11 protein-coding genes are annotated in these 12,725 nt (G+C 65.6%); 7 read left to right on the top strand and 4 right to left on the bottom strand.

The window, feature by feature from the left end; all coding sequences use genetic code 11:
• Window positions 1–3: 3 nt before the first annotated feature.
• The 3 genes from BLR51_RS00190 to gloB all read right to left on the bottom strand — a co-directional run bounded on the left by BLR51_RS00190 (window position 4) and on the right by gloB (window position 4,199).
• Window positions 4–957 carry a M23 family metallopeptidase gene (locus tag BLR51_RS00190; RefSeq protein WP_089841853.1) on the bottom strand — a complete coding sequence of 318 codons (954 nt, stop codon included), beginning with the start codon at window positions 955–957 and terminating at the stop codon, window positions 4–6.
• Window positions 958–963: 6 nt separating this feature from the next.
• Window positions 964–3,291, bottom strand: coding sequence for an ATP-dependent Clp protease ATP-binding subunit ClpA (gene clpA / locus BLR51_RS00185; protein WP_089841849.1), 2,328 nt, complete (start codon window positions 3,289–3,291; stop codon window positions 964–966).
• Between the two features lie 152 nt (window positions 3,292–3,443).
• A complete protein-coding gene (gloB, locus tag BLR51_RS00180) occupies window positions 3,444–4,199 on the bottom strand; it encodes a hydroxyacylglutathione hydrolase (protein ID WP_089841846.1) in 756 nt (251 codons plus the stop codon).
• Between the two features lie 69 nt (window positions 4,200–4,268).
• Here gloB and BLR51_RS00175 point away from each other — a divergent pair, with 69 nt between their 5' ends.
• From BLR51_RS00175 to BLR51_RS00150, 6 genes are all read left to right on the top strand, one after another.
• The gene (locus tag BLR51_RS00175; protein WP_089841844.1) at window positions 4,269–5,018 is read left to right on the top strand and encodes a methyltransferase domain-containing protein; all 750 of its coding nucleotides are present in this window, start codon (window positions 4,269–4,271) and stop codon (window positions 5,016–5,018) included.
• Window positions 5,019–5,390: 372 nt separating this feature from the next.
• The gene (locus tag BLR51_RS00170) at window positions 5,391–5,957 is read left to right on the top strand and encodes a F0F1 ATP synthase subunit delta (protein ID WP_089841841.1); all 567 of its coding nucleotides are present in this window, start codon (window positions 5,391–5,393) and stop codon (window positions 5,955–5,957) included.
• Window positions 5,958–7,496 carry a F0F1 ATP synthase subunit alpha gene (gene atpA / locus BLR51_RS00165; RefSeq protein WP_089841837.1) on the top strand — a complete coding sequence of 513 codons (1,539 nt, stop codon included), beginning with the start codon at window positions 5,958–5,960 and terminating at the stop codon, window positions 7,494–7,496. It begins immediately after the preceding gene.
• Window positions 7,497–7,517: 21 nt separating this feature from the next.
• Window positions 7,518–8,393: a F0F1 ATP synthase subunit gamma gene (locus BLR51_RS00160; protein WP_089841833.1), complete on the top strand. Its 876-nt coding sequence runs from the start codon at window positions 7,518–7,520 to the stop codon at window positions 8,391–8,393.
• Between the two features lie 16 nt (window positions 8,394–8,409).
• On the top strand, window positions 8,410–9,834 hold the full coding sequence (gene atpD, locus BLR51_RS00155) for a F0F1 ATP synthase subunit beta (protein WP_089841829.1): 1,425 nt from the start codon (window positions 8,410–8,412) through the stop codon (window positions 9,832–9,834).
• Between the two features lie 49 nt (window positions 9,835–9,883).
• The gene (locus tag BLR51_RS00150; RefSeq protein WP_089841826.1) at window positions 9,884–10,321 is read left to right on the top strand and encodes a F0F1 ATP synthase subunit epsilon; all 438 of its coding nucleotides are present in this window, start codon (window positions 9,884–9,886) and stop codon (window positions 10,319–10,321) included.
• 70 nt (window positions 10,322–10,391) lie between these two features.
• Here the strand turns inward: BLR51_RS00150 and BLR51_RS00145 are convergent, their stop codons facing one another.
• The gene (locus BLR51_RS00145) at window positions 10,392–11,273 is read right to left on the bottom strand and encodes a LysR family transcriptional regulator (protein WP_089841823.1); all 882 of its coding nucleotides are present in this window, start codon (window positions 11,271–11,273) and stop codon (window positions 10,392–10,394) included.
• 98 nt (window positions 11,274–11,371) lie between these two features.
• Here BLR51_RS00145 and glyA point away from each other — a divergent pair, with 98 nt between their 5' ends.
• On the top strand, window positions 11,372–12,691 hold the full coding sequence (gene glyA, locus BLR51_RS00140; RefSeq protein WP_089841819.1) for a serine hydroxymethyltransferase: 1,320 nt from the start codon (window positions 11,372–11,374) through the stop codon (window positions 12,689–12,691).
• Window positions 12,692–12,725 lie beyond the last annotated feature (34 nt).

The following is a 12,725-nucleotide window of genomic DNA, read 5'->3' as shown; positions in this document are numbered from 1 at the left end:
GGGTCAGCGCACCGTCACATGGGCGTGGCGATGGGCGATCACCACACCGTCGCGGGTCAGCAGCGCCTCGCCCAGATAGTCGCCCATGGCCCAGCCCTGCGGCGGCGCCTTGCGGCCAAATGCGCGCATCAGGCTGACCTGCGGATCCTCCAGCACCATCCGTTCGCGAAACACCTCCGCACCATCGGGTCCGCGCGCCGACAGCACCAGCACGTCGCCGGGTTCGCCATGGCCGACATGGCCATAGACCACCAGCGGTTCGGTGGCACCAAGGCTGTCGCGCCGCGCGGTGCCCGAGGTGACCTCGGCCAGGTCCGGCACCTTGGCGGAAAACCCTGCCGTGACCAGCCCGGTGGCGGTATAGGGCGGCGGATCGGCCCAGAGCGTCACCTCCTGCGGGCCGCAGGGCAGGGCGGCATCGGGGGCGAAGGGATCCACCTCGGTGCCGTTATGCAGCACGGTCAGATGCAGATGCGGGTGGTTGGTCTGGCCCGACAGCCCCACCTCGCCCAGCAGGTCGCCGGTTGCGACGGTCTGGCCGGGGGTGACGGCGACCGAGCCGCGCTTCATGTGGCAGGACAGCGTCTGCCAGCCGTCGCCATGGTCGATCAGCACCGCATTGCCGCAGGCGTTCTGGTCGGTGACCCCGGTCATCAGCCGGTCATCGGCCATGCTGTCGCGCAGGCGCAGCACCGTGCCGGGGGCCGCCGCCCGCACCGCCACGCCCCGTTCCATCAGGTCGAAGGAAATCAGCGCCAGATCGGTGCCTTTATGCGCGTCGCGGGAATTGAGGCCGCAGGCAAAGTCGCGCTGCTGCCCCGGCGCGGGGTCGTCATCGACATAATCCTCGATGAAACAGTCCTGCCCCAGCGTGCAGTCGAGCGGCCAGTGCAAAACAAAACTCTCCGCCGCGACGGGCGCGGCGGAGAGCATCAGAACCAGTGCGGCGGCGCGCATGGTGGATCAGTCGGCGGTCAGCAGCGGCGGCTTGCGCGATGACAGCCGCAGCTTGTCCGGGCCTTCGGTCTTCAGCACCAGTTCGCCATCCTTGACGGTGACCTTGACCAGACCGCCCTTGGTGAGCTTGCCGAACAGCAGTTCTTCGGCCAGCGGCTTCTTGATGTGCTCCTGAATCACGCGGCCCAGCGGGCGGGCCCCCATCTTGTCGTCATACCCCCGGTCCGCGAGCCATTCGGCGGCGGGCTTGGTCAGTTCGATGGTCACGTTGCGGTCCATCAGCTGCGCTTCAAGCTGAAGCACGAACTTTTCGACCACGGACAGGATCACCTGCTTCGGCAGCGGCTGGAAGCTGATCACCGCGTCCAGACGGTTGCGGAATTCCGGCGTGAACGTCCGTTCGATCGCCGCCGTATCCTCGCCCTCGCGCCGTTCGCGGCCAAAGCCGATGGCGGCCTTGGCCATGTCCGCCGCCCCCGCGTTCGAGGTCATGATCAGGATCACGTTACGGAAATCCACCGACCGGCCGTTATGGTCGGTGAGCGTGCCGTGGTCCATCACCTGCAGCAGGATGTTGAACACATCCGGATGCGCCTTCTCGATCTCGTCGAGCAGCAGCACGCAATGCGGATGCTGGTCAACGCCATCGGTCAGCTGCCCGCCCTGATCAAAGCCGACATAGCCCGGAGGCGCGCCGATCAGACGGCTGACCGCGTGTTTCTCCATGTATTCCGACATGTCGAAGCGCAGCAGTTCCACCCCAAGCGACGAGGCCAGCTGTTTGGCCACTTCGGTCTTGCCAACGCCGGTCGGCCCCGCGAACAGGTAGTTGCCGATGGGCTTTTCCGGCTCGCGCAGGCCGGCCCGCGCCAGCTTGATCGCCGAGGACAGCGCCACGATGGCGTCGTCCTGACCAAAGACCACGCGCTTCAGCGTCGCCTCCAGATCCTTCAGAACCTCGGCATCGTTCTTGCTGACGTTCTTCGGCGGGATGCGGGCGATCTTGGCGACCACATCCTCGATCTCCTTGGCACCGATGGTCTTGCGCCGCTTGCTTTCGGCGACAAGATGCTGCGCCGCCCCCGCCTCGTCGATCACGTCGATCGCCTTGTCGGGCAGCTTGCGGTCGTTGATGTAGCGCGCGGACAGTTCCACCGCCGATTTGATCGCGTCAGCGGTGTATTTGACGTGGTGATGGTCCTCGAAATAGGGCTTGAGACCCTTGAGGATTTTCACCGTGTCTTCCACCGACGGCTCGTTCACGTCGATCTTCTGGAACCGGCGCGACAGTGCGCGGTCCTTTTCGAAGTGCTGGCGGAACTCCTTGTAGGTGGTGGAGCCCATGGTGCGCAGCTTGCCGCCCTGCAGGGCAGGTTTCAGCAGGTTGGAGGCATCCATTGCCCCGCCGGAGGTGGCGCCCGCGCCGATCACCGTGTGGATCTCGTCGATGAACAGCACCGCGTCGGGATGTTCTTCCAGCTCGTTGACCACGGCTTTCAGCCGCTCTTCGAAATCGCCGCGATAGCGGGTGCCCGCCAGAAGGGCGCCCATGTCCAGCGAATAGATCGTGGTCTTGGACAGCACCTCGGGGGTGTCGCCGTTGACGATCTTGCGCGCCAGACCTTCCGCGATGGCGGTCTTGCCGACGCCGGGGTCACCCACCAGCAGCGGATTGTTCTTGCGACGGCGGCACAGCACCTGAATGCAGCGTTCCACCTCGGAATGGCGCCCGATCAACGGATCCACGTCGCCCTTGCGGGACTTCGCGTTCAGATCGACGCAATATTTGGCCAGAGCCGATTCCTTGTTGTCGGCGGCCTGTGCGGTCTCGGCTTTCGTTTCTTCCTCCGACTCCTGCGCGCCGGTGACCGGGCGGCTCTCGCCATAGGCGGGGTTCTTGGCCACGCCATGCGCGATGAAATTGACCGCGTCGTAGCGGGTCATGTCCTGCTCCTGCAGGAAATAGGCGGCATTGCTTTCGCGTTCGGCAAAGATGGCGACCAGCACGTTGGCGCCCGTCACCTCGGTCCGGCCGGAGCTTTGCACATGGATGGCGGCGCGCTGGATCACCCGCTGGAAGGCGGCGGTCGGCACGGCTTCGGAACCCTCGACATCGGTGACGAGGTTCGACAGATCTTCGTCGATGAATTCCACCAGCGTGGTGCGCAGTTCCTCGGTGTCGACGGAACAGGCCTTCATGACACGGGTGGCGTCGGGCTCGTCCACCAGTGCCAGCAGCAGGTGTTCGAGGGTCGCGAATTCGTGGCTGCGCGAGTTGGCCAGCGCCAGCGCCGAATGGATTGCCTGCTCCAGAGTGTTAGAGAATGAAGGCACGGCGTGCTCCTTCCTGTCTGCGTCGGACCTGCGCCCAACTTTGCCTCTTGCGGTTAAAGTTTGGTCGATACCGACCATCCTTCAAGTGTTTTCTGGGGGCGCGCCGCTCACATTTGCCGCGAGGTCCGCAACGTGGCGTGAAAAGCGGCGGCTCAGAAGCGGTCCTTCCTGGCACGTATTTCGGCAAAAACCTCGGCATCGGTGGCCTTGGTCATTCCGAGCCCCGCCCGGATGGCGGGAACGTGCGGGCGCAAGAAGGGGTTGGTGGCCAGTTCCTCGGACAGCATGCAGGCGGCGGTGGGGCGTCCCTCTGTCCGGGCTTTGGCGATGGCGTCGACCCGAGATTTAAGCGTGGCGCTGTCTGGTTCAATGGTCAAAGCAAATTTCGCATTTGATGTGGTGTATTCGTGTCCGGAATAAACAATTGTTTCGGGCGGCAGGGCGGCCAGCCGCTGCAGGCTGTCCCACATCATGGCGGGCGTGCCCTCGAACAGCCGACCGCAGCCAAGCGCCATCAGGCTGTCGGCGGTGAACACGGCCTCCGCCTCCGGCATGTAGAACGCCACATGGCCCAGCGTATGGCCGGGGACGTCGATCACCCTGACCGCGAGTCCCGCCACCTGCAGACTGTCTTCGCCGCGAACTGCCTGATCCATGGGCGGAATCTTGTCCGCTTCGGCGGCGGGGCCGATCACGCGGCAGCCATAGCGGGCGCGCAGCGGCTCGATGCCGTCGACGTGATCCCAGTGGTGATGCGTGACCAGAATCGTATCCAGCCCCCAGCCCCGCGCGTCCAGAGCGGCCTCGATCGGGGGCGCGTCGGGTGCGTCAATCAGGCAGACTCCGTCGGGGCCTTTCACCAGATAGGCATAATTGTCGTCTAGGCAGGGGACGGTGACGATTTCCATAGGCATTTACTTTTCCTTCTCGGCTTTGCCAGACTGCACTCAGCTTGACGGAAGGGGCGCGGAGCCGCAATGCATCTGGATGTTCAGACCCTGCGCGATTTTTACTACCGCAGTGCGCTTGGGCGCGCCGCGCAGCGCGCCGTGCGCGATCAGGTGCTGCGATTCTGGCCCGAAGCGCAGGGCCAGACCGTAGCGGGATACGGCTTTGCGGCCCCGTTGCTGCGGCCCTACCTGTCGCAGGCGCGGCGGGTGATCGCGCTGATGCCCGGACCGCAGGGGGTGATGCCATGGCCTGCGGGCCTGCCTTCGGTGTCGGTGCTGGTGGAGGAAACGCGCTGGCCGCTGGAAACCGGGCATGTCGACCGGCTGGTGGTCATGCACGGGCTGGAGACGACCGACAGCGCGTCGGATCTGCTGGACGAATGTTACCGCGTGCTGGGGCCGGGGGGCGAGGTGCTGTTCATCGTGCCCAACCGCTCGGGGCTCTGGGCGCGGTCCGATGCCACGCCGTTCGGCTATGGCCGTCCCTATTCGCTGAGCCAGCTCGACACCCAGCTGAAGCAGCATGATTTCCTGCGCATGGCCAATGCCTCCGTGCTCTATCAGCCGCCCTCGACCCGGCGGTTCTGGATGAAGACCGCGCCGGCATGGGAACGCATCGGGCGGGCCATTCCGGCGGTGATGGCGGGCGGCGTGCTGATCGTGCGCGCCTCGAAGCGGCATCCGCCGCAGCGCACCGGGCTGGGCCAGAAAGTGCGGGTGCCGAATCCGCTGGGCGTGCTGGCGCCGGGCTCCGGATCGAAGCCGAAGGTGGTCTGACCCGCACCGGATTCGCCGCACCGCCGGAACCGGGCGCAGAGGGGTGCGAGTTTTCTTTTTTCCGAATGTGTTAACCCGCCAAAACCGGGGTTCGCGCTAACGCGGGGCGCGGCACCACGTCGCGCCCCGCAGTGCGGAGATCACGAAAAAAAGAGTATTTCCATACCGCTGGCGGGGTCGGGCCTGCCCAAGGGCTGCACAGGGTGCAAAAAGCGCCTGTGACATGAGTCTTAAAACGCCGTTAGTATGTTGCGAGGGAAGGGAGGCTCTGCTAGATCGGCCCTGATTTCGACGCCTTGAAGGCATCAGGGCAGGGACAACGCCTCCGGACGCCGGCTCACCCGCGCGTCGCGGGGGCCTCATATCGGAAGGGTGGACGTGTCTGAACCAGCTTCGATCTCCAGCGGCATCGCGGCACGCTATGCCACGGCGATCTTCGGGATCGCCAAAGAGAATTCCCAGCTCGAAGCGCTGGAAGGCAGCATCGCCGACCTCAGCGCCGCGCTTGATGACAGTGCCGACCTGCGCGATCTGATCGCGTCTCCGATCTATACGCGTGCGGATCAGGGGCAGGCCATGGGCGCTGTCGCGGCCCGCATGGACCTGATCCCGGTGATGCAGAACGCGCTTGGCGTCATGGCTGCCAAACGCCGCCTCTTTGTGCTGCCGCATGTGCTGCGCAAGCTGCGCGAGATGATCGCGGCAGAGAAGGGCGAAGTGACCGCAGAGGTGATTTCGGCAGTGGAACTGAGCCCCGAACAGCGGAGCCAGCTTGCCGAGACGCTGACGGCCCGGATCGGCTCGGACGTGAAGATCAAATCGACCGTGGATGAAGGCCTCATTGGCGGTCTCGTTGTTAAGGTGGGCTCGAAGATGATCGACACCTCGATCCGCGCGAAGCTCAACTCTCTCCAGAATGCAATGAAAGAGGTCGGATAAATGGGTATCCAAGCAGCCGAGATTTCTGCGATCCTAAAGGAGCAGATCAAGAACTTCGGTCAGGAGGCCGAAGTCGCCGAAGTGGGTCGTGTGCTTTCCGTCGGTGACGGGATTGCCCGGGTCCATGGTCTCGACAGCGTGAAGGCCGGCGAGATGGTGGAGTTTCCCGGCGGCATCATGGGGATGGCGCTGAACCTCGAAACCGACAACGTCGGCGTCGTGATCTTCGGCTCCGACCGCGACATCAAAGAAGGCGATGTCGTCAAGCGCACCAACTCCATCGTGGACGTGCCCGCAGGCGAAGCCCTGCTGGGCCGCGTTGTCGATGGTCTGGGCAACCCGATCGACGGCAAGGGCCCCATCGCCACCACCGAACGCCGCGTGGCGGACGTGAAGGCGCCGGGCATCATCCCGCGGAAATCGGTGCACGAGCCCATGGCGACCGGCCTGAAGGCCGTGGACGCGATGATTCCGATCGGTCGCGGCCAGCGCGAACTGATCATTGGCGACCGTCAGACCGGCAAGACCGCCATCGCGCTCGACGCCATCCTGAACCAGAAGTCCTATAACGACGCCGCAGGCGACGACGAAAGCAAGAAGCTTTACTGCGTCTATGTCGCGATCGGCCAGAAGCGGTCCACCGTGGCCCAGCTGGTGAAGCGTCTGGAAGCCACCGGCGCCATCGATTATTCGATCGTCGTGGCCGCCACCGCGTCGGACCCCGCGCCGATGCAGTTCCTTGCGCCCTATGCCGCGACCGCCATGGCGGAATATTTCCGCGACAACGGCAAGCACGCGCTGATCATCTATGATGACCTCTCCAAGCAGGCCGTGGCCTACCGCCAGATGTCGCTGCTGCTGCGCCGTCCGCCGGGCCGTGAAGCCTATCCGGGGGACGTGTTCTATCTCCACTCGCGCCTGCTGGAGCGCTCGGCCAAGCTGAACGAAGATCACGGCGCAGGCTCGCTGACCGCGCTGCCGATCATCGAAACGCAGGGCGGCGACGTGTCGGCCTTCATTCCGACCAACGTGATCTCGATCACCGACGGCCAGATCTTCCTTGAAACCGAACTGTTCTTCCAGGGCGTGCGTCCTGCGGTGAACACAGGTCTGTCGGTGTCCCGCGTGGGCTCCTCGGCGCAGACCAAGGCGATGTCCTCGGTGGCGGGTCCGGTGAAGCTGAGCCTTGCGCAGTATCGCGAAATGGCGGCCTTCGCCCAGTTCGGCTCCGACCTCGACGCGGCGACGCAGAAGCTGCTGAACCGTGGCGCGCGTCTGACAGAACTGATGAAGCAGCCGCAGTATTCGCCGCTGACCAACGCCGAAATCGTCTGCATCATCTTCGCAGGCACCAACGGCTATCTGGACAGCGTTCCGGTCCGCGAAGTGGCGAAATACGAAGCAGCGCTGCTGGCGTTTCTGCGCGGCCAGCGCAAGGACATCCTCGACTGGATCGAAACTTCGGATCCGAAGATCAAAGGCGAACCCGCTGACAAGCTCAAGGCTGCGCTCGACGAATTCGCCGCAACCTACGCCTGAGCGGCCTGAAAGGACGGGATCATGCCTAGCCTAAAGGACCTCAAGAACCGGATCTCCTCGGTCAAATCGACCCGGAAGATCACGAAGGCCATGCAGATGGTGGCCGCCGCAAAACTGCGGCGGGCCCAGGATGCTGCCGAAATGTCGCGGCCCTACACCGAGCGTTTCAACAAGGTGTTGGGTGCGCTGGCCGGGTCGGTGGCGGGCAGCTCGACCGCCCCGAAACTGCTGGCAGGAACCGGCAAGGACGACGTGCATCTGCTCGTCGTCATGACTGCGGAACGCGGGCTCTGCGGGGGCTTCAACAGCTCCATCGTGAAGCTGACCCGCATCCATGTGGAAAAGCTGCGCGCGGCAGGCAAGACGGTGAAGATTCTCACCGTCGGCAAGAAAGGCCGCGAACAGCTCAAGCGGGATTATGGCAACCTGTTTGTCGGCCATGTCGACCTGAGCGAGGTGAAGAAGCTCGGCTATGCCGAGGCGCAGTCCGTCGCCAAGGACGTGCTGGCCCGTTTCGACGCGGGCGAGTTCGACGTCGCCACGATCTTCTACGCGAAATTCCAGTCGGTGATCTCCCAGACGCCGACCGCGCAGCAGATCGTCCCCGCCAAGTTCGAAACTGTCGAGGACGCGGGCGAGTCCACGCTCTATGACTACGAACCCGGCGAGGAAGCCATCCTTGCCGACCTTCTGCCCCGTGGTGTCGCAACCCAGATCTTCTCGGCTCTGCTGGAGAACGCCGCTTCGGAACAGGGGGCTCGGATGAGCGCCATGGACAACGCCACGCGCAACGCGGGCGACATGATCGACCGGCTGACGATCGAATATAACCGGTCGCGGCAGGCGGTCATCACCAACGAACTCATCGAAATCATCTCGGGCGCCGAGGCGCTCTAAGAACCGGAGACGATAAATGGCAAACGCAAATGGCAAAGTGACCCAGGTCATCGGCGCCGTGGTCGACGTTCAGTTCGACGGCCACCTGCCCGAGATTCTGAACGCCCTGACCACCGAGAATGACGGCCGTAAACTGGTTCTGGAAGTGGCGCAGCACCTTGGCGAATCCACCGTGCGCACCATCGCGATGGACTCCACCGAAGGTCTGGTCCGCGGTCAGCCCGTGACCGACACCGGCGGCCCGATTTCCGTGCCCGTGGGCAACGCGACGCTGGGCCGCATCCTGAACGTCGTGGGCGAGCCCGTGGACGAGCAGGGCCCGGTCAATGCCGACGAATACCGGTCCATCCACCAGCCCGCGCCGATGTTCGACGACCAGTCGACGGAATCGGAAGTGCTGGTCACCGGGATCAAGGTCATCGACCTGCTGGCCCCCTATTCCAAGGGCGGCAAGATCGGCCTGTTCGGCGGCGCCGGTGTGGGCAAGACCGTTCTGATCATGGAACTGATCAACAACATCGCCAAGGTGCACTCGGGCTATTCCGTGTTCGCCGGTGTGGGCGAGCGGACCCGTGAGGGTAACGACCTTTACCACGAGATGATCGAATCGAACGTCATCAAGCCCGACAACCTGTCGGAGTCGCAGGTGGCGCTTGTTTACGGTCAGATGAACGAGCCTCCGGGCGCGCGTGCCCGCGTGGCGCTGACCGGCCTGACGCTGGCCGAGCAGTTCCGCGACCAGTCCGGCACCGACGTTCTGTTCTTCGTGGACAACATCTTCCGCTTCACGCAGGCAGGCTCGGAAGTGTCGGCTCTGCTGGGCCGGATCCCTTCCGCCGTGGGCTACCAGCCGACGCTGGCCACCGACATGGGCGCGATGCAGGAACGCATCACCTCCACCAAGAACGGGTCGATCACCTCGATTCAGGCCGTCTACGTTCCCGCGGACGACCTTACCGACCCGGCGCCCGCCACCACCTTCGCCCACCTCGACGCGACCACGGTTCTGTCGCGCTCCATCTCGGAGCTTGGCATCTACCCGGCTGTGGACCCGCTCGACAGCTCGTCGCGTCTGCTTGACCCGGCGGTGATCGGTGAAGAGCACTATCAGGTCGCACGTGACGTGCAGGGCATCCTGCAGCGTTACAAGTCGCTGCAGGACATCATCGCCATCCTCGGGATGGACGAACTGTCCGAAGAGGACAAGCTGACCGTCTCGCGCGCGCGCAAGATCCAGCGGTTCCTGTCGCAGCCCTTCGACGTGGCAAAGGTGTTCACCGGCGCCGACGGCATTCAGGTGCCGCTGGAAGACACGATCTCGTCGTTCAAGGCGGTTGTGGCTGGCGAATACGACCACCTGCCCGAAGCGGCCTTCTACATGGTGGGCGGCATCGCCGACGTGCTGGCCAAGGCCGAGAAGATGGCTGCCGAAGCCGCCTGATCGCGTAACGACCCGGGGGGCCTCGTGCCCCCCATAACCGGAGGCCCAAATGGCTGAAACGATGCAATTCGATCTGGTGAGCCCCGAGCGCAGCCTGATGTCGGCGCAGGTCACGGCGGTGTCGATCCCGGGGGCCGAGGGCGATCTGACGGCGATGCCCATGCATGCGCCGATGATCACCACCCTGCGTCCGGGCATCCTCAAGGTCGAGACCGAGAAGGGCACGCAGGAATTCGTCGTGACCGGCGGCTTCGCCGAGATCGGCGCCAGCGTGACGGTTCTGGCGGAAAAAGCCGTGCCGCATGCCGACATGGATCAGGCCACCTACGAGGCGCTGGTGCAGGAGGCACACGAGTCCTACCTGTCGCTGAAAGCGGCGGATACCGGCAACGAGCCGGGCCGCGTGGCCGAGGCCGCGAAGCTGCTGCAGGACATGGTGGCCGTGGGCACGCATATCGGGCTGGATCCGAAGCAGCCCAACCTCTGACCGGCAGATCCTGACAGATCTCAAGGCCCCGCCGCGTGCGGGGCCTTTTGCCGTTCCGGGGCGGGCGGGGTCAGGCCAGATGTTTCAGCGCCGCCATGACCTGTGCCATGCGCGGATTGCGCCGCGCCTCTGGCAGGGACCACAGCGCAAGGTGGCGGGGCAGCGTCACCCGTGCGGCAAAGGGCGCCACCAGAGCGCCGCTGGCCAGATGCTGCGCCACCAGCGCGCCATGCGCCATCAGCACCCCCGCGCCCTGAAGCGTCTCCTGCAGCGCCAGCGCATAAAGCGAAAACACCGGCCCCCGCGGGCTCAGATCCAGACCCGGTGCGGCGATGGCGGCCCAGTGGGCCCAGTCTTCGGACCATGTGGCATCGGTCAGGCAGACCGCATGGCGCAGATCGGCGGGGGTGCTGAGGCTACGCGCCAGATCGGGGGTGCAGACCGGCAGGATCTGATCCGCGCCCAGATCCACGGCGCCGGGCGGCAGCTCGCGGGTGTAGAACAGGCACAGGTCAAAGGGCACGCGTTTGAGGTTGGGCGGCTGTTCCAGCGCCGTCACCGACACGTCGACGCCCGGCAGCCGCGCCCGCAGCGCGGGCAGGCGCGGGCCAAGCCACAGCTGTGCCAGCGCGGGCAGGGCGGCCACATGCACCCGCGCCGGGGCCGCGTCGTGGCGCAGCCCGCGCATCGCCGCCGCCAGCCCGTCAAAGGCCGCGACAAATTCCGGCAGGGCGCGCTGGCCCAAGGCGGTCAGCCGCACGCCGCGCGCGTGCCGGTCGAACAGCGGCGCACCCAGATCCTGCTCCAGCGCCTTGATCTGGGCGGCCACCGCGCCGGGGCTGACCTGAAGCTCCTCTGCCGCCTGCGCGAATCCTCCCAGCCGCGCTGCGGCTTCAAAGGCGCGCAGCGCGTTCAGCGAGGGCAGGCGAGGGAAGGGCGGCGCGACGGGCATTCGAGGCTCAGATTTTCTGACCCTATATTTCAGGAAAGCTTGGTTGTGGCAAAGGGGCAGCGGCGCGATGATCGGCGACAGTCGCACAGGAGCCCGTCATGACCGTTCATCCCGCCCAGCCTTGGCTATCGCCCGCCGCCGCCGCCCGCATCACGACGCTTCAGGAGGCGCTGCCGCAGGACAGCGCGGGGCTGGACGCGCGGCTGCACCAGCTTGTCGCGGACAACCGCCAGATCCACGAACGCGCCTGTTTCAACCTCAACCCCGCGACCAATGTGATGAACCCGCGCGCCGAGGCGCTGCTGGCCTGCGGTCTGGGCTCGCGCCCCTCGCTGGGCCATCCGGGCGAGAAATACGAGATGGGGCTGGAGGCGATCGAAGAGATCGAGGTGATCGCCGCCCAGCTGGCCTGCGAGATCTTCCATGCGAAACATGCCGAAATCCGCGTGGGCTCGGGCGCGCTGGCCAATCTTTACGCCTTCATGGCGACCACGAAACCCGGCGACGCGATCATCGCGCCGCCGGCTTCGGTGGGCGGGCATGTGACCCATCACGCGGCGGGCTGTGCCGGGCTTTACGGGCTGACCACGCATGAGGCGCCGGTGGCTGCCGATGGTTATGGTCTTGATCTTGAAGGCCTGCGGACGCTCGCGCAGCGGGTGCGGCCCAAGCTCATCACCATCGGCATGAGCCTCAACCTGTTCCCGCATCCGGTGGCAGAGATCCGCGCCATCGCCGACGAGGTGGGGGCAAAGGTGCTGTTCGACGCGGCGCATCAATGCGGCATGATCGCGGGCGGGATCTTTGCCGATCCGCTGGCCGAGGGCGCGCATCTGATGACCATGAGCACCTATAAAAGCCTTGGCGGGCCTGCGGGCGGGCTGATCGTGACCAATGATGACGGGCTGGCGCAGCGGCTGGATGCCATCGCCTATCCCGGCCTGACCGCGAATTTCGACGTGGCGAAATCGGCGGCGCTGGCGCTGTCGCTGCTGGACTGGCGCGACTGCGGCGCGGGCTATGCGCGGGCCATGGTCGATACCGCGCAGGTGCTGGCCGAGGCGCTGGAGGCAGAGGGCCTGCCGGTGTTCCGCACCACGCGCGGCATCACCGCCTCGCATCAGTTCGCGCTGGAGGCAGAGGTCTGGGGCGGCGGGCAGGCGGCCTCGCATCTGCTTCGCCGGGCCGGGATGCTGGCCTGCGGCATCGGCCTGCCGCGCCCGCCCGTGGCGGGGGATGTGAACGGGCTGCGGCTTGGCACGCCGGAACTGGTGCGCTGGGGCATGACGCCCGATCACATGCCGCGTCTGGCCGGGCTGATCGCCGCCGCGCTGCGCAGCGAGGTGCCGGAGCAGCTTGCCCCCGAAGTGGCGGCATGGCGGCAGGAGTTCACCCAGCTGCATCATATCCGCAGCTGAGGTGGTAAGGGGCCCGCTTGGCGGGCCCCTTTGG

It is taken from the genome of Salipiger marinus, assembly GCF_900100085.1.
GTDB classification, from domain to species: Bacteria; Pseudomonadota; Alphaproteobacteria; order Rhodobacterales; family Rhodobacteraceae; genus Salipiger; species Salipiger marinus.
Note: the sequence above shows the minus strand (reverse complement) of the source record. Positions and strands in the feature narration are given on the sequence as shown.

Bases quoted from the DNA above. Each gene is read 5' to 3' on its own strand.
- BLR51_RS00190 (WP_089841853.1), bottom strand. From the start codon at position 957: ATGCGCGCCGCCGCACTGGTTCTGATGCTCTCCGCCGCGCCCGTCGCG.
- gloB (WP_089841846.1), bottom strand. From the start codon at position 4,199: ATGGAAATCGTCACCGTCCCCTGCCTAGACGACAATTATGCCTATCTG.
- BLR51_RS00175 (WP_089841844.1), top strand. From the start codon at position 4,269: ATGCATCTGGATGTTCAGACCCTGCGCGATTTTTACTACCGCAGTGCG.
- atpA (WP_089841837.1), top strand. From the start codon at position 5,958: ATGGGTATCCAAGCAGCCGAGATTTCTGCGATCCTAAAGGAGCAGATC.
- BLR51_RS00160 (WP_089841833.1), top strand. From the start codon at position 7,518: ATGCCTAGCCTAAAGGACCTCAAGAACCGGATCTCCTCGGTCAAATCG.
- atpD (WP_089841829.1), top strand. From the start codon at position 8,410: ATGGCAAACGCAAATGGCAAAGTGACCCAGGTCATCGGCGCCGTGGTC.
- BLR51_RS00150 (WP_089841826.1), top strand. From the start codon at position 9,884: ATGGCTGAAACGATGCAATTCGATCTGGTGAGCCCCGAGCGCAGCCTG.
- BLR51_RS00145 (WP_089841823.1), bottom strand. From the start codon at position 11,273: ATGCCCGTCGCGCCGCCCTTCCCTCGCCTGCCCTCGCTGAACGCGCTG.
- glyA (WP_089841819.1), top strand. From the start codon at position 11,372: ATGACCGTTCATCCCGCCCAGCCTTGGCTATCGCCCGCCGCCGCCGCC.